Below are 20,727 nucleotides of genomic sequence, written 5' to 3'. Positions count from 1 at the left end.
TGCTGTTCGCGGCGCTGGTCTGCTTCGCCGTGGGGATCTGGGCGCTCATCCAGGCGTAGCCCCGGCGGCGCCCGCCGCGCGGCGGGCCAGCAGCCACCAGGCGGCCAGGCCGAGCAGCAGGACCGTCCCGGTGCCGATCCCGGCCAGGCCGACCAGCCGCAGGAGCTCGCCGCGGGCCGCCTCGGGCGCGCTCCGCCCGTCGGCGGCCGCGTCCCGGTCGGCGTCGGTCACCGTGAACGGCCCGGCGGGACCGGCGTACGCGGGCGCGGGAGCGGCCCGGCCGGTCACGTTCACGCGCAGGGTCAGCGGCAGCGGCCGGTCCCCGTACGCCTTGGCGATCTCCGGGTTGAGCGTGGCCGACAGGTAGTACCAGCCGGCGAAGCGCATGCCGCTCGTCCCGTCGTTCGAGGAGAAACGGTTCTCGTAGGCCACCGGCCGCTGCGGGCCGAGCGCGAGGGTGGCCGGGGCGCCGCCGTAGCTCAGCGCGTCGCGGTCGACGTGGCCGCGGGCGGGGTTCTCCAGGGAGAGCACGAGCGCGTTGCCTATGTACGCGTCCGAGGCCGGGCTGCTGCCCAGCTCGGCCGTGGCGAAGAGCTGCTGGCCCCAGTCGACGGGGACCCGGTAGAAGACCGTACGGCCCGGCCTGACGTCCGTACGCCACTCGCCCTGGCCCAGCGAGGCCGCGTCCTGGAACCCGGCCCCGCCCGCGCGCCGCCGCGGCCCTCCCCCGGGCGGCTGGGGTGTCGCCGAGGGCCGGCTCTCCGGCAGGGCCGTCGGGCCGGTCCCCCGTACGCCCGGTTCGGTCAGGAGGCGGATCTCAAGACCCCAGTCGCCGGGGTCGGAGCCGGCCGCCGAGTCCCGCTCGACGAGGACGTAGTACGCGCCCGCGTGCCGGCAGGCCGAGGAGCCGGGGGTGATCGTGCGGTGGGCGTAGGCGGTGAGCGGGCGGGCGAACTCGGCGGGTCCGAAGCGGATGTCCTGGTAGCCGCACCGGGTGTTGGTGCCGTCCTGCATGCTCACCGTGACCCCGTCGCCGTACGCGACGCTACCCGTGCCTCTGGGGACGGCCACCACCGAAACGTACGCGTTCTGTTCGGCGTCGAGGTCGACCCGGTAGTAGTGCTTCCCGTTCCTCCCGAGGGTGTCCCGGTAGCCCGTCCCGGGCTCCAACCGCGCGGCGTCCAGGGTGGATACGGCGCCCTTCACCGGCCGGGCGCCCTCGTCGAAGACGTACCCGCCGGCGTCGTCGGACGCCCACGCCCCGCCCGCCGGCGACACGACCGTCAGGCAGACCGCCGCGGCCAGCGCTCCCGCCGTACGCCCCGCACTTTGCGCCGTACGCCCCCCGCCCCGTCGCCTGTTCACGCGCGCCCCCTCGTCGTGTCCGTGCCGGCCCATCCTGCCCGTACGCCCGGCCACCACCCAAGGAGTTCGCGACAGCAAGCGATTCATTCACTGCCGCGAACAGCACGAGGCCCCGGCCGCTCAGAGCGGCCAGGGCCTCGCACACAGGGACTGTTGCGTCTCACACACCCGAACCTGCGGGCACGGAGTCGGTCGCCTCCGTCCACAGGTCCTGCTCGGCGCGATCCGCCTGGATCTGGCGGTACACGAGGAGCCCGCCGATGGCGGCCAGTGCGACCAGGAGCAGCTTCTTCACCGCGCGACCTCGTCTTTCGTTGACGTAGGAGACTTCTGACGCCCACTCTACACACCGACCGATACCGATCAGTGACCTAGGACGACAACGTGTCCGACAAAGCAATCGGCCCGGACGGGTGAACCGTCCGGGCCGATCTTCTGTGTGGGGCTAACAGGATTTGAACCTGTGGCCTCATCCTTATCAGGGATGCGCTCTAACCAACTGAGCTATAGCCCCGCCGCGCTCTGCGGTGTGTGTTCCGCCGCGCTGACTCCTGAAGATTAGCGCACGTGGGGGCCAGTCCCAAAATCGGTTCCCGACCGGCCCCCTCGCAGGTCACTCGTCCTCGGCGAGCGTGAGCTCCACACCGCCCACGAAACCGGCCGACAGGTTGTAGATGAACGCGCCCAGCGTCGCCAGCGCCGTCATCAGGACGACGTCGATCACGGCGATCACCGAGGTGAACATCAGCACCCGCGGCAGCGACAGGAAGGACTGCAGGTCGAAGCCGTTCGACTCGTTGGAGCCGGTGGCCTCGCTGATCGTGCCGCCGACGGTCGAGAAGACGCCCATGGCGTCCATGACCATCCACAGCACCGCGGCCGCCACGACCGTGCAGATGCCCAGCGCGATGGAGAGCAGGAAGCTCACCTTCATCACCGACCACGGGTCGGCCTTCGCCACCCGCAGCCGCGCCTTGCGCGTGCGCGGAGTGGTCCGCGCACCCGTCCGGGGCTTGCGCACGGCGGCCGTGTTCTGGCCGCCGGACGTGCCGCCCTGCGCCGCCGGGGCGCCGTAGGCCTGCGGCGGGTGGTACGGCCCGCCCTGCGGCGCCTGGCCCCCCGCGCGCTCGCCGGGCAGCGGCCCGTTGTACGTCTCGTACGAGGGACGCTGCCCTCGGGTGTCCGTCACCGTAATCCCCCTACCTTCGGCGGGGGTGCCCCCACCCTGGGAGTCCGTGGCGGAGCCACGGGCACCGCTCGATCCTGCGGACCGGCCGTCGGCCGAACCGGCGCCCGTGGCTCCACTCACGCTCTACTCCTCGTGCTCCCCGGTCGCGGGCTCCGTGCCCTCGACCGCCTCGACCGACTCGACCGCTTCGGCGCCCTCGACCGCGTCGGCGTCGACGTCCTCGTCCTCGCCGCCGGCCTCGGCGTTGCGCGCGATGCCCACGACGGCATCCCGCTTGCCCAGGTTGATCAGCTGGACGCCCATCGTGTCACGGCCGGTCTCCCTGACTTCATTGACTCGCGTACGAATCACACCGCCGGACAGCGTGATGGCGAGGATCTCGTCGGTCTCCTCGACCACCAGCGCGCCCACGAGCGACCCGCGGTCCTCCACGATCTTGGCGGCCTTGATGCCGAGGCCGCCACGACCCTGGACGCGGTACTCGTCGACCGGGGTGCGCTTGGCGTAGCCACCGTCGGTCGCGGTGAAGACGAACGTACCGGGCCGGACGACATTCATCGAGAGAAGCTCGTCGTCCTCGCGGAAACTCATCCCCTTGACACCCGAAGTCGCGCGTCCCATCGGGCGCAGCGCGTCGTCGGTGGCGGTGAAGCGGATCGACTGCGCCTTCTTGCTGACGAGCAGCAGATCGTCCTCGGACGAGACCAGCTCGGCGCCGATCAGCTCGTCGTCGCCGCCGTCCGCGGTCTCCCGGAGGTTGATCGCGATGACACCGCCGGAGCGCGGCGAGTCGTAGTCCTTCAGCGCGGTCTTCTTCACCAGGCCGGCCTTGGTGGCGAGCACCAGGTACGGCGCGGCCTCGTAGTCGCGGATCGCCAGGATCTGCGCGATCTGCTCGTCCGGCTGGAAGGCCAGCAGGTTGGCCACGTGCTGGCCGCGGGCGTCCCGGCCGGCGTCCGGCAGCTCGTACGCCTTGGCGCGGTAGACCCGGCCCTTGTTGGTGAAGAAGAGCAGCCAGTGGTGGGTGGTGGAGACGAAGAAGTGGTCGACGATGTCGTCCTGCTTCAGCTTCGTGCCCCGCACGCCCTTGCCGCCGCGCTTCTGCGACCGGTAGTCCTCGGTCTTGGTGCGCTTCACATAGCCGCCACGCGTGATGGTGACGACGATGTCCTCCTCGGCGATCAGGTCCTCGATGGACATGTCGCCGTCGAAGGGCACCAGCTTGGAGCGGCGGTCGTCGCCGAACTTGTCGACGAGCGCGGCCAGCTCCTCGCTGACGATCGCCCGCTGGCGCTCCGGGGAGGCCAGGATCGCGTTGTACTCGTCGATCTTCGCCTGGAGCTCGTCGTGCTCGGCGACGATCTTCTGGCGCTCCAGGGCGGCGAGCCGGCGGAGCTGCATCTCCAGGATGGCGTTGGCCTGGATGTCGTCGATCTGGAGCAGGCCCATCAGGCCCGTACGCGCGACCTCGACGGTGTCGCTGCGGCGGATCAGCGCGATGACCTCGTCGATCGCGTCGAGCGCCTTGAGGAGACCGCGCAGGATGTGGGCGCGCTCCTCGGCCTTGCGCAGCCGGAACTTCGTCCGGCGGACGATGACCTCGATCTGGTGCGTCACCCAGTGGCGGATGAACGCGTCCAGCGAGAGGGTGCGCGGCACGCCGTCGACGAGCGCCAGCATGTTGGCGCCGAAGTTCGTCTGGAGGTCGGTGTGCTTGTACAGGTTGTTGAGGACGACCTTGGCGACGGCGTCGCGCTTGAGCACGATGACCAGGCGCTGGCCGGTCCGGGACGAGGTCTCGTCGCGGACGTCGGCGATGCCGCCGATCTTGCCGTCCTTCACCAGGTCGGCGATCTTCTGCGCGAGGTTGTCCGGGTTGGTCTGGTAGGGCAGCTCCGTGACCACCAGGCACTGGCGGTTCTGGATCTCCTCGACCTCGACGACCGCGCGCATCGTGATGGAGCCGCGGCCGGTGCGGTACGCCTCCTCGATGCCCTTGCGGCCGACGACGAGCGCGCCGGTGGGGAAGTCGGGGCCCTTGATCCGCTCGATCAGCGCGTCGAGGAGCTCCTCGTGGCTGGCGTCGGGGTGCTCCAGCGCCCACTGGGCGCCGGACGCGACCTCGCGCAGGTTGTGCGGCGGGATGTTGGTGGCCATACCGACGGCGATACCGGCGGAGCCGTTGACCAGCAGGTTCGGGAACCGGGCCGGGAGGACCGTGGGCTCCTGGTTGCGGCCGTCGTAGTTGTCCGTGAAGTCGACGGTCTCCTCGTCGATGTCGCGGAGCATCTCCATCGACAGCGGCGCCATCTTGCACTCGGTGTAGCGCATGGCGGCGGCCGGGTCGTTGCCCGGGGAGCCGAAGTTGCCGTTGGAGTCGACCAGCGGCATCCGCATCGACCAGGGCTGGGCGAGGCGGACCAGCGCGTCGTAGATCGAGGAGTCGCCGTGCGGGTGGTACGTACCCATGACGTCGCCGACGACGCGGGCGCACTTGTAGAAGCCCTTCTCGGGCCGGTAGCCGCCGTCGTACATCGCGTACAGCACGCGCCGGTGCACGGGCTTGAGGCCGTCCCGTACGTCGGGCAGCGCGCGGGACACGATGACGGACATCGCGTAGTCGAGGTACGACCGCTGCATCTCGGTCTCGAGCCCGACGGGCTCGATGCGCATGACCGGCTCTTCTTCGGTGGTCCCGGTCGGGGTGTTTTCGTCGGCCATTGCTGGTCGTCAGTCCTTTCGTACGGTCAGCTGAGACCGACTCAGATGTCGAGGAAGCGAACGTCCTTGGCGTTGCGCTGGATGAACGAGCGCCGCGCCTCGACGTCCTCGCCCATCAGCACCGAGAACAGGTCGTCGGCCTGGGCGGCGTCGTCCAGGGTGACCTGGCCGAGTACGCGGTGCTCGACGTCCATGGTGGTGACGCGCAGCTCCTCGGCGTTCATCTCGCCGAGACCCTTGAAGCGCTGGATCGAGTCTTCCTTGATCCGCTTGCCGTTCTGCTTGCCCAGCTCGACCAGCGCGTCGCGCTCGCGGTCCGAGTACGCGTACTCGAAGTCGTCCCGGCCCCACTTGATCTTGTAGAGCGGCGGGCGGGAGAGGTAGACGTGGCCGGCCTCGACCAGCGGCCGCATGAAGCGGAAGAGGAAGGTCAGCAGCAGGGTGTTGATGTGCTGACCGTCGACGTCGGCGTCCGCCATCAGGATGATCTTGTGATAGCGGAGCTTCTCGATGTCGAAGTCCTCGTGCACACCGGTGCCGAAGGCGGAGATCAGCGCCTGGACCTCGGTGTTCTGCAGGATCTTGTCGATCCGGGCCTTCTCGACGTTCAGGATCTTGCCGCGGATCGGCAGGATGGCCTGGTACATCGGGTTACGGCCGGACTTGGCCGAGCCGCCGGCGGAGTCACCCTCGACGATGAAGATCTCGCACTTGGTGGGGTCGTTCGACTGGCAGTCGGACAGCTTGCCCGGCAGCGAGGCGGACTCCAGCAGACCCTTGCGGCGGGTCAGGTCACGCGCCTTGCGCGCGGCCACGCGCGCGGTGGCGGCCTGGATCGACTTGCGGATGATGTCCGCGGCCTCGATCGGGTTGCGGTCGAACCAGTCGGTGAGGTGCTCGTGGACCACCTTCTGGACGAAGGTCTTGGCCTCCGTGTTGCCCAGCTTGGTCTTGGTCTGGCCCTCGAACTGCGGCTCGCCCAGCTTGACCGAGATGATCGCGGTCAGACCCTCGCGGATGTCGTCGCCCGTGAGGTTGTCGTCCTTCTCGCGGAGCAGCTTCTTGTCGCGCGCGTACTTGTTGACGAGCGTCGTCAGCGCCGCGCGGAAGCCCTCCTCGTGCGTACCGCCCTCGTGGGTGTGGATCGTGTTCGCGAAGGAGTACACGCCCTCGGAGTACGAGGAGTTCCACTGCATCGCGATCTCGACCGAGAGCGTGCGCTCCTTGTCCTCGGCCTCGACGTCGATGACGGTGGGGTGGACCAGCTCGCCCTTGCGCGAGTTGAGGTACTTCACGAAGTCGACGATGCCGCCCTCGTAGTGGTACTTCACCGTGCGGGCGGCGGGCTCGGCGGCCGCCTCGGCGTCCGGGTCGTCGGCGCCGACCGTGGCCTTCGCGGACTCGCGCTCGTCGGTGAGCGTGATCGTCAGGCCCTTGTTGAGGAAGGCCATCTCCTGGAAGCGGCGCGAGAGCGTCTCGAAGGAGTACTCGACCGTCTCGAAGATGTCCGGGTCGGACCAGAACGTCACCGAGGTGCCGTGCTCGTCGGTCGCCTCGTGCTGCGCGAGGGGCGCGGTCGGGGCGCCCATCTTGTAGTCCTGCGTCCAGCGGTGGCCGTCGGTCTTGATCTCCACCGAGACCTTGGTGGAGAGGGCGTTGACGACGGAGACGCCGACGCCGTGCAGACCGCCGGAGACCGCGTAGCCGCCGCCGCCGAACTTGCCGCCCGCGTGGAGGACGGTCAGCACGACCTCGACGGCCGGCTTGCCCTCGGACTCGACGATGCCGACGGGGATACCGCGGCCGTTGTCGACGACGCGCACGCCGCCGTCGGGCAGGATCGTCACGTCGATGGTGTCCGCGTGACCGGCCAGGGCTTCGTCGACCGAGTTGTCGACGACCTCCTGCACCATGTGGTGCAGGCCGCGCTCTCCGGTCGAGCCGATGTACATGCCGGGGCGCTTGCGCACCGCATCCAGACCCTCGAGTACCTGGATGTTGCTGGCGGTGTACTGGTTGTTCTCGTTGGGGTTGCCGGAATCGGCCACGAAGCGCCCTTTCTGGCACAGCACAGGCCGTTCTCCGGGCATACGGGAGCGGCTGCGTCGTTCGACATGTTCCGCAGGGTGGCGGGATTGTCTCCCAGTCTACCGGTACCACTGACACTCATGGGGGTTTGCCGGTACCTGAATGCTCATGTGCCGCCCTCGCCGGGCACGAGACGACTCCCCATATCCGGGGAGGGACTCCAGAGGCCCCTGGCGGCCACCTAGCGCTTCGAGCGGTGACGCCGGGTGGCACCCCCGGCCGCCGCGTTGTGGCGCATCCCCGCCGCCGCGTTGTGGGCATGCGTTCCGCCCGGGGCGGAACGGGTGGGCACAACGCCCACGCGCACGGCGCCCTCTTCCCGGACCCGCGCTCCCTGGACCTGCTACCCGTACGTGTCGCCGGGCCCGGTGGACCCGGGCGCCCGCAACGGCCCGTACCCCCGCCGCGGCCCCCCAGGCCCAAGCACCTTGATCATCCGCACAGTCCCATGCCCAAGATCCTCATTGAGCCGAGCCACAAGCCGCGGCGCCAACAACCGCAACTGCGTAGCCCAAGCCGTCGAATCGCACTGCACAGTGAGCACCCGCACCTCCGGATCCTCGTCGTACTTCAGCGGCACGCAGTGCTTCGCCAGGTCCTCGCCCACGATCTGCGGCCACCGCCCCATCACCCCACCGACCGCCGCGGGCGTCTCCCACCCCCGCTCGGTGATCAGCCGATTGATCGCGGCCCCGAGCGCCATCGGATCCCGCCCGTCCGCCCGCGCACCGGACCGCAGCCCCCCACCCCGCCGCGCCTGCTTCTTCTGCTGCGCCGCCGCACCCCGCGCCTTCGCCTGCTCCTTGGCCGCCCGCAGCGCGACCCGCGCGAGATCGACGCCCGAAGGCTCCGGCGCCGCCGGCTTGTCCACAGGCTGGGGAGAGGATTCGCCACTCACACCGCTCACCCCGCTCACACCCGTTCCACGATCCCGCCGGACACCGCGTACCGCGTCCCCGCGAGCACACCCGGCACGTCGTCGTCGACGGCGGCCGTCACCAGGACCTGCTCGCCCGGCGCCACCAGCTCCGCGAGCCGCTCCCGCCGACGCGCGTCCAGCTCGGCGAAGACGTCGTCGAGGACGAGGACCGGCTCGTTGCCCTCCGCGCGCAGCAGGTCGTACGAGGCGAGCCGCAGCGCCAGGGCGTACGACCAGGACTCGCCATGGCTCGCGTACCCCTTGGCCGGCAGGTCGCCCAGCTTGAGGAGGAGCTCGTCGCGGTGCGGCCCGACCAGCGTCACGCCCCGCTCGATCTCCTGCTTGCGCACCTCGGCGAGCGCGGCGATCACCTGCTCGTACAGCTCCTCGCGGGTGTGCCCGGAGCCCGGCGCGGAGGGCTTGTACTCCAGCTGTACGGGTCCGCCGCCGGGCGCCAGCTGCTCGTACGCCTTGTCGGCGAGCGGCCGCAGCACCCCGATGAGGTCGAGCCGCTGGGCGAGCAGCTCGGCGCCCGCGCGGGCCAGGTGCTGGTCCCAGACGTCGAGCGTGGACAGGTCCATGGAGCGCCCGCCGTGCCTGCGGGCCATCGCGGCGGACTTCAGGAGCGTGTTGCGCTGCTTGAGCACCCGCTCGTAGTCCGAGCGCACGCCCGCCATGCGCGGCGCGCGCGCCGTGATCAGCTCGTCGAGGAAGCGCCGGCGCTCACCGGGATCGCCCTTGATCAGCGCCAGGTCCTCCGGCGCGAACAGCACGGTCCGGACGATCCCCAGCACATCACGGGGCCTGACCTGCGAGGACCTGTTGATACGGGCACGGTTCGCACGGCCCGGGTTGAGTTCGAGCTCGACCAGCTGGGAGCGCTCGCCCTTGGTGACGGCGGCCCGGATGACCGCCCGCTCCGCGCCCATCCGCACCAGCGGGGCGTCGGAGGCGACCCGGTGGCTGCCGAGGGTGGCGAGATAGCCGACCGCCTCGACGAGATTGGTCTTGCCCTGGCCGTTCGCCCCCACGAAAGCGGTGACGCCCGGGTCGAGCGGGACCTCGACCCGGGCGTACGAGCGGAAGTCGGCCAGCGACAGATGCGTGACGTGCATGGTGGGCGCCGACCTTCTTCCCCCGGCGGCTGTGCACCGCGGGGTGCACAGCCTGTGGATTACTTCTTCGTCTCGACCGCGTGGCCACCGAACTGGTTGCGCAGCGCGGCGATCATCTTCATCTGCGGGGAGTCGTCCTGACGCGAGGCGAACCGCGCGAAGAGCGACGCGGTGATCGCCGGCAGCGGCACGGCGTTGTCGATGGCGGCCTCGACGGTCCACCGGCCCTCGCCGGAGTCCGACGCGTAGCCGCGCAGCTTGTCCAGGTGCTCGTCCTCGTCGAGGGCGTTGACCGCGAGGTCCAGCAGCCAGGAACGGATGACCGTGCCCTCCTGCCAGGAGCGGAAGACCTCGCGCACGTCGGTGACGGAGTCGACCTTCTCCAGGAGCTCCCAGCCCTCGGCGTAGGCCTGCATCATCGCGTACTCGATGCCGTTGTGGACCATCTTCGCGAAGTGGCCGGCGCCGACCTTGCCGGCGTGCACGGAGCCGAACTCGCCCTCGGGCTTGAGCGCGTCGAAGATCGGCTGCACCCGGGCCACGTTCTCGGCGTCGCCGCCGTACATCAGCGCGTAGCCGTTCTCCAGGCCCCAGACGCCGCCGGAGACACCGCAGTCGACGAAGCCGATGCCCTTGGCCGCCAGCTCCTCGGCGTGCTTCTCGTCGTCGGTCCAGCGGGAGTTGCCGCCGTCCACGACGATGTCGCCGGGGGAGAGCAGCTGGGCGAGCTCGTCGATGGTGGACTGGGTCGCGGCACCCGCCGGGACCATGACCCACACGACGCGCGGACCCTTGAGCTTGCCCACAAGCTCTTCGAGGCTGTGGACATCGGCGAGGTCCGGGTTGCGGTCGTACCCGATGACGGTGTGGCCTGCGCGGCGGATGCGCTCGCGCATGTTGCCGCCCATCTTGCCGAGACCGACGAGACCGAGCTCCATCAGATGATTCCTTAAGCGTCGTGTGCGGTTCGTACCCGCGTCCGAGCCTACGCCCGGACGCGGGTGCACACCTGTGGGGTCAGCCGCTCAGGCGTACCGGCATGATCAGGTACTTGTAGGCCTCGTCCGCCTCCGCGTCGAGCGCCGGCTTGCCGCTCAGCAGCGCCGGCTTCGTGGAGGTCGTGAAGGAGAGCTGGGCGACCGGGGAGTCGATCGCGCTCAGGCCGTCCAGCAGGAAGGTCGGGTTGAAGGCGATCGAGATGTCGTCGCCGTCCAGCTGCGCGTCGACCCGCTCCACAGCCTGTGCGTCGTCGCTGGAGCCGGCCTCCAGGATGAGCACGCCCTGCTCGAAGCTGAGCCGGACCGGGGTGTTGCGCTCGGCCACCAGGGCCACGCGCTTGACGGCCTCGACGAAGGGGGCGGTCTCGATCACCGCGACCGAGTTGAACTCGGTGGGGAAGAGCGTCCGGTACTTCGGCAGGTCGCCTTCGAGCAGTCGGGTGGTGGTGCGGCGGCCCGCGCCCTCGAAGCCGATGAGGCCCTCGCCCTTGCCGGAGCCGGAGAGCGCCAGGGTGACCGTGTCGCCGCTGGTCAGGGCCTTGGCGGTGTCCAGCAGGGTCTTCGCGGGCACCAGGGCGACCGCGGAGGCGTCCGGGGACTCCGGCTTCCACAGGAACTCGCGGACGGCGAAGCGGTAGCGGTCGGTGGAGGCCAGGGTGACGGTGTCGCCCTCGATCTCGATGCGCACACCGGTGAGCACGGGCAGCGTGTCGTCGCGGCCGGCGGCGATGGCCACCTGGGCGGCGGCGGAGGCGAAGACCTCACCGGGGACGGTGCCGGTCGCGGTGGGCATCTCCGGCAGCGCCGGGTACTCCTCCACCGGCAGGGTGTGGAGGGTGAAGCGGGAGGAGCCGCAGACCACGGTCGCCCGTACACCGTCTGTGGAGATCTCCACCGGACGGTTGGGGAGGGCGCGGCAGATGTCGGCGAGCAGGCGGCCGGAGACCAGGACGGTGCCGTCCTCCTCGACCTCGGCCTCGACGGAGACCCGGGCCGAGACCTCGTAGTCGAAGCTGGAGAAGCTCAGCGCGCCGTCCTCGGCCTTCAGCAGAAGGCCCGCGAGGACGGGAGCCGGCGGGCGGGCCGGCAGGCTGCGGGCCACCCACGCCACCGCCTCCGCGAGTACATCGCGCTCCACCCGGATCTTCACCGGAACCGCCTCCTGCTTGTTGCTGGCTCTTCGTCGACTGCGGGAACCAGTCTGACGTACGCCGCCGACACTCGGTGCGGCTCGGGGTCAAGTCGCGACGAGAGCGAGTCGAGGCTCCGGGCTCGAGTTGTGCACAGGCCCCGCTTCGAAGCGGATTCCTAGCTAACTCTCAGTGGCAGTAGTAGTAGGGGCTGTGGAAACCGTGGATAACGCTGTTCGCGCAGGTCAGCGCCGGTTTTTTGTCCACCGACCCTGTGGGTGAAGCCCGTGGAAAACCGGGCTGTTCTGTGGACACGCGAAAGTTCTGCACACCTGATTCACAGGGCAGGGGTAGTTCTCCCCAGTGCTGTCCCCAGCTTTCCCCAGGTTCCCCACAGCCCAAACGTCTCCCTTGGTGTGACCGCTTTCACTCGGTGCGGTGAGCGGGGGTGTTTCGTTGCCGAACAGTGGACAGCGGTGTGGAGAAGCTGTGGGCAACCGCCCGGACCCTGTGGGTGGCCGGTGGACAACTCAGCGGGCCCCCTGTGGACGAAATTTTTATCCACAGGCTGTGGAGATCGTTTGCCAACAATTCCACAGGCGCCTGACCTGGTGTGATGAGCTGTCAGCCGTCCCTCCTGTGGATGCAGTGCGGATAACTTCGTAGTCCCCACCCTGTGGACGGAAGATCATCCCTCAATCTGTGGAGAACCCGCCACCGGAACGGAGTAATCGAACAGCGGGGGCCCGTACACAGGTGTGGACACCGACCGCGCGTAGCCCGCGCACCGGCCGGACAACGCCGAAGGGCGCCCCGGGAGGTGTCCCTGGGGCGCCCTTCGAAGGGTCCGCGGCGGCGTCTCAGCCGTTCTTGATGCGGTTGGTCAGCTCGGTGACCTGGTTGTAGATGGAGCGCCGCTCGGCCATCAGCGCCCGGATCTTGCGGTCGGCGTGCATGACCGTGGTGTGGTCACGGCCGCCGAACTGCGCACCGATCTTCGGCAGCGACAGGTCCGTGAGCTCCCGGCACAGGTACATGGCGATCTGCCGGGCCGTCACCAGCACGCGGCTGCGCGAGGAGCCGCACAGGTCCTCCACCGTCAGACCGAAGTAGTCCGCCGTCGCCGCCATGATCGCGCCCGCGGTGATCTCCGGCGCCGAGTCCTCGCCGCCGGGGATCAGGTCCTTGAGGACGATCTCGGTCAGCCCGAGGTCCACCGGCTGCCGGTTGAGGCTCGCGAAGGCCGTCACCCGGATCAGCGCGCCCTCCAGCTCACGGATGTTCCGCGAGATCCGGGAGGCGATGAACTCCAGCACCTCCGGCGGGGCGTTCAGCTGCTCCTGCACCGCCTTCTTGCGCAGGATCGCGATCCGCGTCTCCAGCTCCGGCGGCTGCACATCGGTGGTCAGACCCCACTCGAAGCGGTTGCGGAGCCGGTCCTCCAGGGTCACCAGCTGCTTGGGCGGCCGGTCCGAGGAGAGCACGATCTGCTTGTTGGCGTTGTGGAGCGTGTTGAAGGTGTGGAAGAACTCCTCCTGCGTCGACTCCTTGCTCGCGAGGAACTGGATGTCGTCGACCAGCAGGATGTCCACATCGCGGTAGCGCTTGCGGAAGGTGTCGCCCTTGCCGTCGCGGATCGAGTTGATGAACTCGTTGGTGAACTCCTCCGAGCTCACGTACCGCACCCGCGTGCCCGGGTAGAGGCTGCGGGCGTAGTGACCGATCGCGTGCAGCAGATGGGTCTTGCCGAGCCCCGACTCGCCGTAGATGAAGAGGGGGTTGTACGCCTTCGCCGGCGCCTCGGCCACCGCGACCGCGGCCGCGTGCGCGAAGCGGTTCGAGGAACCGATGACGAAGGTATCGAACAGGTACTTGGGGTTCAGCCGCGCGTGCTGCTCGCCCGGCGCGCCCTGCCCGGAGGAGGAGCCGCCCATGGCGGGACCGCCGGTGGGACCGGAGCCCATCGGCCCGGGGACGGGGCCGCCCGGGCGCGGACCGGGACCGCCGCCCGGCCGCTGCGGCTCGGGCAGCTCACCGCGGTCGGGCCGCTGCGGCTGCTCGTACGCCGGAGGCCGCTCGTCGTACCGCGGCTGCTGGGGCCGGGGCGAGGCGTAGGGGTCGCGCTCCTGGAAGCCGCCGAGCCGCTGCTGCTGCCAGGACACGTCCTCCTGGGCGCGCGGCCAGGACCCGGGCTCGGGGCGCTGCTGCTGGTACTCGGGGTAGGCGGGCCGGGCGGTCGGCAGACCGTCGTCCGGCAGCGGACGCCCGTACTCGTCGTACTTCTCGTACTTCTCGTACTTTCCGTACGGCTCCGCCGGCGGGCGCTCGTCGTAGCGCTGCGGCGGCTGGGGGTGCGGCGTCTGCCGGACCGGCGGCGCGGGCGGGGTCGGCTCGCCGACCGAGTCGTCGACGGTGATCGCGATCCGGATCGGGCGCCCGCAGGCGTGGCTGAGCGCCTCGCTGATGAGCGGGGCGAGCCGGCCCTCCAGGACCTGCTTGCCGTACTCGTTGGGGACCGCGAGCAGGGCGGTGTCGGCCACCAGGGCGAGCGGCTGGCACCGCTCGATCCACTGCTTGTCCTTGGTCTCGATGCCCTGCTGGCCTTCGCCGAGGAGCTGTTCCAGCACGCGCGGCCACACTGCGGCAAGATCGGCAGGTACGTCAGCCACGGGGCACGCTTCCTCGCAGGTCCCACGAATGTGTGGTTCTCGGGACGGTTGGTCGAAGTCCTGAAGGACAGGTAAGGACAGAACGGAAAAGACTACGGAGTCCAGCCACGGTAGTCGGGGCGGCTGACGTGGTTCAAGTTGTTGTCCACAGCCTGTGCACAATGGGGGTCGGTGACCGGCCGGTTTGACCGGATGGCGTAGTCGCGCGTACCGTAACCAGGTCGAGTTGTCGATGGCTGCTGCCGCCTGCCTCCGATGGGCGAAGATCACTTTACGTGGTCGCGAAGCGGTGCACTCGGGCGTATTGCGAGCTTCTCGTGGGCGCACGGTGACAGCCAGGCGATGTCCCGCCACCAACGAATCATTTCTGGAGCCCCCGAGTGAGCAAGCGCACCTTCCAGCCGAACAACCGTCGTCGCGCGAAGACCCACGGCTTCCGCCTGCGCATGCGCACCCGTGCCGGCCGCGCCATCCTGGCGAACCGCCGTGCCAAGGGTCGCGCTGAGCTGTCCGCCTGATCTGTCTAAACAGGTCATGACGTGCTGCCTACCGAGAATCGGCTGAGGCGGCGCGAGGACTTCGCGACCGCGGTACGCCGAGGGCGCCGGGCTGGACGCCCGTGCCTCGTCGTCCATCTACACAGCGGTGCAACGGACCCGCACGCGCCTGGGGAGAGCGCTCCCCCGACGCGTGCGGGTTTCGTCGTGAGCAAAGCCGTTGGTGGAGCGGTCGTCCGCAATCAGGTGAAGCGTCGTCTGCGCCATCTCGTGCGCGAACGACTCACCGAGCTGCCCCCCGGTAGCCTGGTGGTGGTACGGGCGTTGCCCGGAGCCGGCGACGCCGATCATGCACAGCTGGCCCGAGACCTGGACGCCGCCCTTCAGCGGCTGCTGGGAGGGGGCACGCGATGAAGTACCCGCTGCTGGCCCTCATCAAGCTGTACCAGTGGACGATCAGCCCGCTTCTGGGACCCGTCTGCCGGTACTACCCGTCGTGTTCCCACTACGGATTCACGGCCATCGACCGGCATGGCGCGATCAAGGGCACAGCCCTGACCGCCTGGCGCATCCTGCGGTGCAATCCGTGGTCGCCCGGCGGCGTGGACCATGTTCCTCCGCGCAAGCGGCCGCGCTGGCACGAGATGCTGCGCTCCGCCCTGCGCGGGGACAAGGGCGGGTTCTCCGCCGAGACGAGCCCGGTCGGAGAGACCTCGCCCAATGCTCAAGGAGCCTGATTAGTGGACACGATTGCCAGTCTGTTCAGCTTCATCACCACACCTGTCTCATGGGTGATCGTCCAGTTCCACAGCATGTACGGGGCGATCTTCGGCCCTGACACGGGCTGGGCCTGGGGTCTGTCCATCGTGTCCCTCGTGGTGCTGATCCGTATCTGCCTGATCCCGCTCTTCGTGAAGCAGATCAAGTCGACGCGGAACATGCAGGCGCTCCAGCCGAAGATGAAGGCGATCCAGGAGCGCTACAAGAGCGACAAGCAGCGTCAGTCCGAAGAGATGATGAAGCTGTACAAGGAGACGGGTACCAACCCGCTCTCCTCGTGCCTTCCCATCCTGGCCCAGTCGCCGTTCTTCTTCGCGCTGTACCACGTGCTCTCCGCGATCGCCTCGGGCAAGACGATCGGCGTCATCGACCAGCCGCTGCTCGAGAGCGCCCGGCAGGCCCACATCTTCGGTGCCCCGCTGGCCGCCAAGTTCACGGACAGCGCCGAGAAGGTCGCCGCCCTCAACGCCTCGCTGACCGATGTCCGCATCGTCACCGCGGTCATGATCATCCTGATGTCGGCCTCGCAGTTCTTCACCCAGCGCCAGCTGATGATGAAGAACGTCGACCTCTCGGTGAAGACCCCGTACATGCAGCAGCAGAAGATGCTCATGTACATCTTCCCGCTGATCTTCGCGGTCATGGGCATCAACTTCCCCGTCGGTGTCCTCGTCTACTGGCTGACCACCAACGTGTGGACCATGGGCCAGCAGATGTACGTGATCAACCAGAACCCGACGCCGGGCAGCAAGGCCCAGGACGCCTACCTGCAGCGACTGCTCAAGGGCGTCACGCACCACGGTGAGGTCCGCGGCCGCCGGCGGAAGAACATCGTCAAGGCGATCGTCGCCAAGGGCAGCGACCGCAACGAGAACGAGCGCCGCTTCTTCGCGGGCCTGGCCAAGGCCGGCTTCGCCGCCCAGACCGACGGCACCGTGCTCAAGAGCGACACCGCGGCCGCCGAGGCCGAGGGCGGTGCCGCCACCCGGCGCCAGCAGCCCAAGCGCCAGACCAAGGCCCAGCGCCAGTCCGGCGGCGGTCAGACCCCGGCGAAGGAGGCCGAGGACTCGGCCCCGGAGTCCGAGGAGTCCGACGACTCCGGTGCCGCCGACGAGAAGGCGGCTCCCTCGCTGGAGAAGAAGCCGCAGTCCGAGGCGAAGGGCAGCAAGGCCGGGACCCAGGACGCGGGCGACAAGCCGACGCGGCAGCGGGCCAACTCCGGCGGCTCCCGCAAGCCCAAGGGCCAGCAGCGGCCCAAGCACCCCTCCTCCAAGAAGTAAGCCTCCACGAAGCAGAAGGAGTCCATCCGTGACGGAAGGCACCACCTCCGCCGCCGAGGGTGGCGACACCCTGACCCGCCTGGAGCAGGAGGGTGAGATCGCGGCCGACTACCTCGAAGGCCTGCTCGACATCGCCGACCTCGACGGTGACATCGACATGGACGTCGAGGCGGACCGCGCCTCGGTCTCGATCATCAGTGACTCGAACGGCCGTGACCTGCAGAAGCTGGTCGGCCGTGACGGTGAGGTGCTGGAGGCCCTTCAGGAGCTCACCCGGCTGGCCGTGCACCGGGAGACCGGTGACCGCAGCCGTCTGATGCTCGACATCGCCGGTTTCCGGGCCCAGAAGCGCTCCGAGCTCGCGCAGATCGGTGCCAAGGCCGCCGACGAGGTCAAGTCCAGCGGCCAGCCGGTCAAGCTGGACCCGATGACGCCGTTCGAGCGCAAGGTCGTGCACGACGCGGTCGCCGCCGCCGGGCTGCGCAGCGAGTCCGAGGGCGAGGAGCCGCAGCGCTTCGTCGTCGTGCTCCCTGCCTGAACCCTCTCGTAGTGTCGGCCCCGTCTGTTCGCAGGCGGGGCCGAATTTTGTCAGCCTGATAGTCAGCCACACAGTGCGCTCGCACGTCATGCGTGCGGTACGGAAGGACGGTTCCCCGTGACGGAGGCAGCGGAGCTTCCCCAGGCGCCCGAGCAGGCGCGGACGGTCTTCGGCGAGTACTTCCCGGAGGCGGTGCGCTACGCGGAGCTCCTCGCGGACGCCGGAGTCAAGCGCGGCCTGATCGGCCCCCGTGAGGTTCCCCGGCTGTGGGAGCGCCACATCCTGAACTGCGCCGTGCTCTCCGAGGTCGTCCCCGAGGGCGTCACGGTGTGCGACGTCGGCTCCGGAGCCGGCCTGCCCGGCATCCCGCTGGCGCTGGTACGCCCGGATCTGAAGATCACGCTCCTTGAGCCGCTGCTGCGCCGGACGAACTTCCTCCAGGAGGTCGTCGAGCTGCTCGGCCTGGACCACGTGACGGTGGTCCGTGGCCGCGCCGAGGAGGTGCTGGGCAAGCTGGCACCGGTCCACGTGGTCACCGCCCGCGCCGTCGCGCCGCTCGACCGGCTGGCCGGCTGGGGCGTTCCGCTGCTGCGGCCCTACGGCGAGATGCTCGCGCTCAAGGGCGACACGGCGGAGGAGGAGATCAGCGGCGCCCGCGCCGCCCTGTCCAAGCTGGGCGTGGTGGGCACCTCGGTCCTGCACGTGGGCGAGGGAATCGTCGATCCGCTGTCCACGGTCGTGCGGGTCGAGGTCGGCGAGAGCCCGGGCGGTGTGAGGTTCGCGGCCAAGCGCGCCAAGGCGGCCAGGGCCAGTCGGCCCCGCCGCGGCGGCCGCTGACCCCTGCCTACTGATCCGTACAAGCTGCGATACATACAGATTTCGGAGTGTCGAGCGGCCCCTGCCCTGCGGCGCGTGCATCGTGTTTCACGTGAAACGTCGCTCACTGCTGCAGGGGATCATCAGCCGCGGCCGCGCGGCTGCCACGCCCTGGGACCGCACACCTCCGGCGAAACCACCCGTGAGGGTCAAGGGGTTGTCCACAGAGGTGGATTCCTCCACAGAACCACGGGCCTCGCTGGTTCACGACCCCGAAAGCATGGCAGGCTCTGTTCATCGCGAGCCTGAAGCCGAGGAGAGTGAATCCTTGCGGTCCGACGCCAACATCGCGGGACCGATGACCGATCCGGTCCCCGGTCCCCGAACCGAATCGGCGGGGGAGGATGTTTCACGTGAAACACCGCCCCCGATGGACGACACCCCCATTGGTCGTGCAGCCCAGCTGGCCGTAGAGGCTTTGGGCCGTGCGGGTGAGGGGCTTCCCCGGCCTGCCCAGACCCGTGTGATGGTGGTCGCCAACCAGAAGGGCGGAGTGGGCAAGACGACCACGACGGTCAACCTTGCCGCCTCTCTCGCCCTGCACGGTGCCCGTGTCCTGGTCATCGACCTCGACCCGCAGGGCAACGCCTCCACGGCGCTCGGCATCGACCATCACGCCGAGGTCCCCTCGATCTACGACGTCCTCGTGGAGAGCAGGCCGCTCTCCGAGGTCGTCCAGCCGGTCCAGGACGTCGAGGGGCTCTTCTGCGCCCCCGCCACCATCGATCTCGCCGGTGCCGAGATCGAGCTGGTGTCGCTGGTCGCGCGAGAGAGCCGACTGCAGCGGGCGATCCAGGCGTACGAGCAGCCGCTCGACTACATCCTGATCGACTGCCCGCCGTCGCTGGGCCTGCTCACGGTCAACGCCATGGTGGCCGGGGCCGAGGTGCTGATCCCCATCCAGTGCGAGTACTACGCGCTGGAGGGCCTGGGCCAGCTCCTGCGGAACGTCGAGCTGGTGCGCGGGCACCTCAACCCCGCGCTGCATGTCTCGACGATCCTGCTCACCATGTACGACGGCCGGACGAGGCTCGCCTCGCAGGTGGCCGACGAGGTGCGCACCCACTTCGGCAAGGAGGTGCTGCGGACCAGCATCCCGAGATCCGTGCGTATCTCGGAGGCGCCGAGCTACGGGCAGACCGTGCTCACCTACGACCCGGGCTCCAGCGGTGCCCTGTCGTACCTTGAGGCGGCCCGTGAGATCGCCCTGCGCGGTGTCGAGGTCCACTACGACGCCACGCACGCCCCTGCCGGCCAGCCGGTCATGGGCCACCAGAACAGTCAGCGAATGTCGGAGGGGATCCAGTGAGCGAGCGACGTAGGGGGCTGGGGCGCGGGCTCGGTGCGCTGATCCCCGCTGCTCCCCAGGAGCGACAGGTGCCAGTCGTGGCCGTGGCCGGAGGCCAGGGGGCGACGTCTCCCGGTGCCGTTCCGGCGCTCGGCTCGGAGCGGGGGGTGGCCGCGGCGAAGCTGGCGACCCTGCCGGCGAGCCCGCAGTCGCCCGACTCCGTGGTGCCCGTGCCCGAGCCGGAGGCCCTGCCGGAGTCCCCCGCCGGGGCGCACTTCGCGGAGCTGCCGTTGGACTTCATCACCCCCAACCCGCGCCAGCCGCGTGAGGTGTTCGACGAGGACGCCCTGGCCGAGCTGGTCACCTCCATCAAGGAGGTGGGTCTGCTCCAGCCCGTCGTCGTGCGCCAGGTGGGTGTCGAGCGCTACGAGCTCATCATGGGTGAGCGCCGCTGGCGTGCCTGCCGTGAGGCCGGCCTGGAGCGCATCCCGGCGATCGTGCGGGCCACCGAGGACGAGAAGCTGCTGCTCGACGCCCTCCTGGAGAACCTGCACCGGGCGCAGCTGAACCCGCTGGAAGAGGCCGCGGCCTACGACCAGCTCCTCAAGGACTTCCACTGCACCCACGACCAGCTGGCCGACCGGATCGGGCGCTCGCGTCCCCAGGTCTCCAACACGCTGCGTCTGCTGCGCCTCTCCCCGCCGGTGCAGCGCCGCGTCGCCGCGGGTGTGCTCTCCGCGGGCCACGCCCGTGCTCTGCTCTCCGTGGACGACCCCGAGACGCAGGACAAGCTGGCGTACCGGATCGTGGCCGAGGGGCTGTCGGTGCGGGCGGTCGAGGAGATCGTCACGCTGATGGGCTCGGAGCCCTCCTCGCCGGTCAAGCCCAAGGGCCCGCGGGCGGGCGGTCGGGTCTCCCCGGCGCTGAACCAGCTGGCGACCCGCCTTTCGGACCGCTTCGAGACCCGGGTGAAGGTCGACCTGGGCCAGAAGAAGGGCAAGATCGTCGTCGAGTTCGCCTCGATGGAGGATCTGGACCGGATCCTGTCGACGCTCGCCCCGGGCGAGGGGCGCGTCATGGACCAGGGCAACGCCGAGGACGAGCAGGACGGTCAGGGCTCCGAGGACTGACCTCTCTCCTCCTCGAAGGGCGGGGCGCGTGCCGGGATTCACCGGAACGCGCCCCGCCCTTTGCCTGTGCGCGGTATCGCCTCCAGCGCCCCCTCGTTACGATGCGGAGAGGCCTATCCGTACGGCGAGGGCCGAGGGAAACGA

At 69.5% G+C, this 20,727-nt stretch carries 18 protein-coding genes and 1 tRNA gene; 8 read left to right on the top strand and 11 right to left on the bottom strand.

Going from position 1 to position 20,727, the window contains the following annotated elements:
• Positions 1-45 precede the first annotated feature (45 nt).
• From ABTZ54_RS07895 to dnaA, 11 genes are all read right to left on the bottom strand, one after another.
• Positions 46-1,278 carry a hypothetical protein gene (locus tag ABTZ54_RS07895; protein ID WP_351658446.1) on the bottom strand — a complete coding sequence of 411 codons (1,233 nt, stop codon included), beginning with the start codon at positions 1,276-1,278 and terminating at the stop codon, positions 46-48.
• A gap of 247 nt (positions 1,279-1,525) precedes the next feature.
• Positions 1,526-1,660 (bottom strand): DLW-39 family protein, encoded by a 135-nt coding sequence (locus ABTZ54_RS07890; RefSeq protein ID WP_003958712.1) that lies wholly within the window; start codon positions 1,658-1,660, stop codon positions 1,526-1,528.
• Between the two features lie 145 nt (positions 1,661-1,805).
• Positions 1,806-1,879: transfer RNA gene (locus ABTZ54_RS07885), tRNA-Ile, on the bottom strand.
• A 99-nt stretch (positions 1,880-1,978) separates the two neighbouring features.
• Complete coding sequence (locus ABTZ54_RS07880; protein ID WP_351658444.1) at positions 1,979-2,674, bottom strand: DUF3566 domain-containing protein; 696 nt, start codon at positions 2,672-2,674, stop codon at positions 1,979-1,981.
• Between the two features lie 3 nt (positions 2,675-2,677).
• Positions 2,678-5,275 carry a DNA gyrase subunit A gene (gene gyrA / locus ABTZ54_RS07875; protein ID WP_351658442.1) on the bottom strand — a complete coding sequence of 866 codons (2,598 nt, stop codon included), beginning with the start codon at positions 5,273-5,275 and terminating at the stop codon, positions 2,678-2,680.
• 41 nt (positions 5,276-5,316) lie between these two features.
• Positions 5,317-7,347, bottom strand: a complete 2,031-nt coding sequence (gene gyrB, locus ABTZ54_RS07870) for a DNA topoisomerase (ATP-hydrolyzing) subunit B (RefSeq protein ID WP_351658440.1) — start codon at positions 7,345-7,347, stop codon at positions 5,317-5,319.
• A 359-nt stretch (positions 7,348-7,706) separates the two neighbouring features.
• A complete protein-coding gene (locus ABTZ54_RS07865; protein WP_351658438.1) occupies positions 7,707-8,261 on the bottom strand; it encodes a DciA family protein in 555 nt (184 codons plus the stop codon).
• Positions 8,262-8,275: 14 nt separating this feature from the next.
• On the bottom strand, positions 8,276-9,397 hold the full coding sequence (recF, locus tag ABTZ54_RS07860) for a DNA replication/repair protein RecF (RefSeq protein ID WP_351658436.1): 1,122 nt from the start codon (positions 9,395-9,397) through the stop codon (positions 8,276-8,278).
• Between the two features lie 59 nt (positions 9,398-9,456).
• Entirely contained in the window at positions 9,457-10,338 is an 882-nt protein-coding gene (gnd, locus tag ABTZ54_RS07855) for a phosphogluconate dehydrogenase (NAD(+)-dependent, decarboxylating) (RefSeq protein ID WP_502997204.1), read from the bottom strand.
• Between the two features lie 76 nt (positions 10,339-10,414).
• On the bottom strand, positions 10,415-11,545 hold the full coding sequence (dnaN, locus tag ABTZ54_RS07850; RefSeq protein ID WP_041130169.1) for a DNA polymerase III subunit beta: 1,131 nt from the start codon (positions 11,543-11,545) through the stop codon (positions 10,415-10,417).
• Between the two features lie 840 nt (positions 11,546-12,385).
• On the bottom strand, positions 12,386-14,194 hold the full coding sequence (dnaA, locus tag ABTZ54_RS07845; RefSeq protein WP_351658431.1) for a chromosomal replication initiator protein DnaA: 1,809 nt from the start codon (positions 14,192-14,194) through the stop codon (positions 12,386-12,388).
• Positions 14,195-14,574: 380 nt separating this feature from the next.
• On the opposite strand from dnaA, the gene rpmH reads away from it, so the two are divergent.
• From rpmH to ABTZ54_RS07805, 8 genes are all read left to right on the top strand, one after another.
• Positions 14,575-14,712 carry a 50S ribosomal protein L34 gene (rpmH, locus tag ABTZ54_RS07840; protein ID WP_046908686.1) on the top strand — a complete coding sequence of 46 codons (138 nt, stop codon included), beginning with the start codon at positions 14,575-14,577 and terminating at the stop codon, positions 14,710-14,712.
• A 21-nt stretch (positions 14,713-14,733) separates the two neighbouring features.
• On the top strand, positions 14,734-15,105 hold the full coding sequence (rnpA, locus tag ABTZ54_RS07835; RefSeq protein ID WP_329422186.1) for a ribonuclease P protein component: 372 nt from the start codon (positions 14,734-14,736) through the stop codon (positions 15,103-15,105).
• Positions 15,102-15,428, top strand: a complete 327-nt coding sequence (gene yidD / locus ABTZ54_RS07830) for a membrane protein insertion efficiency factor YidD (protein ID WP_351658428.1) — start codon at positions 15,102-15,104, stop codon at positions 15,426-15,428. Before rnpA ends, yidD begins: the two co-directional genes overlap by 4 nt.
• Before the next feature lie 3 nt (positions 15,429-15,431).
• The gene (gene yidC / locus ABTZ54_RS07825; RefSeq protein ID WP_351658426.1) at positions 15,432-16,751 is read left to right on the top strand and encodes a membrane protein insertase YidC; all 1,320 of its coding nucleotides are present in this window, start codon (positions 15,432-15,434) and stop codon (positions 16,749-16,751) included.
• A 28-nt stretch (positions 16,752-16,779) separates the two neighbouring features.
• Positions 16,780-17,289, top strand: coding sequence for a Jag family protein (locus tag ABTZ54_RS07820; protein WP_351658425.1), 510 nt, complete (start codon positions 16,780-16,782; stop codon positions 17,287-17,289).
• A 117-nt stretch (positions 17,290-17,406) separates the two neighbouring features.
• A complete protein-coding gene (gene rsmG / locus ABTZ54_RS07815; protein WP_351658423.1) occupies positions 17,407-18,126 on the top strand; it encodes a 16S rRNA (guanine(527)-N(7))-methyltransferase RsmG in 720 nt (239 codons plus the stop codon).
• Between the two features lie 259 nt (positions 18,127-18,385).
• The gene (locus ABTZ54_RS07810; RefSeq protein ID WP_351658421.1) at positions 18,386-19,474 is read left to right on the top strand and encodes a ParA family protein; all 1,089 of its coding nucleotides are present in this window, start codon (positions 18,386-18,388) and stop codon (positions 19,472-19,474) included.
• Positions 19,471-20,583 carry a ParB/RepB/Spo0J family partition protein gene (locus ABTZ54_RS07805; RefSeq protein WP_351658419.1) on the top strand — a complete coding sequence of 371 codons (1,113 nt, stop codon included), beginning with the start codon at positions 19,471-19,473 and terminating at the stop codon, positions 20,581-20,583. The genes ABTZ54_RS07810 and ABTZ54_RS07805 overlap by 4 nt, the downstream gene beginning before the upstream one ends.
• The last annotated feature ends 144 nt before the right edge of the window (positions 20,584-20,727 follow it).

The organism is Streptomyces sp. NPDC094032 (genome assembly GCF_040303965.1).
GTDB lineage: Bacteria > Actinomycetota > Actinomycetes > Streptomycetales > Streptomycetaceae > Streptomyces.
The sequence above is the reverse complement of the archived record's forward strand: the minus strand, read 5'-3'. Positions and strand labels throughout refer to the sequence as shown.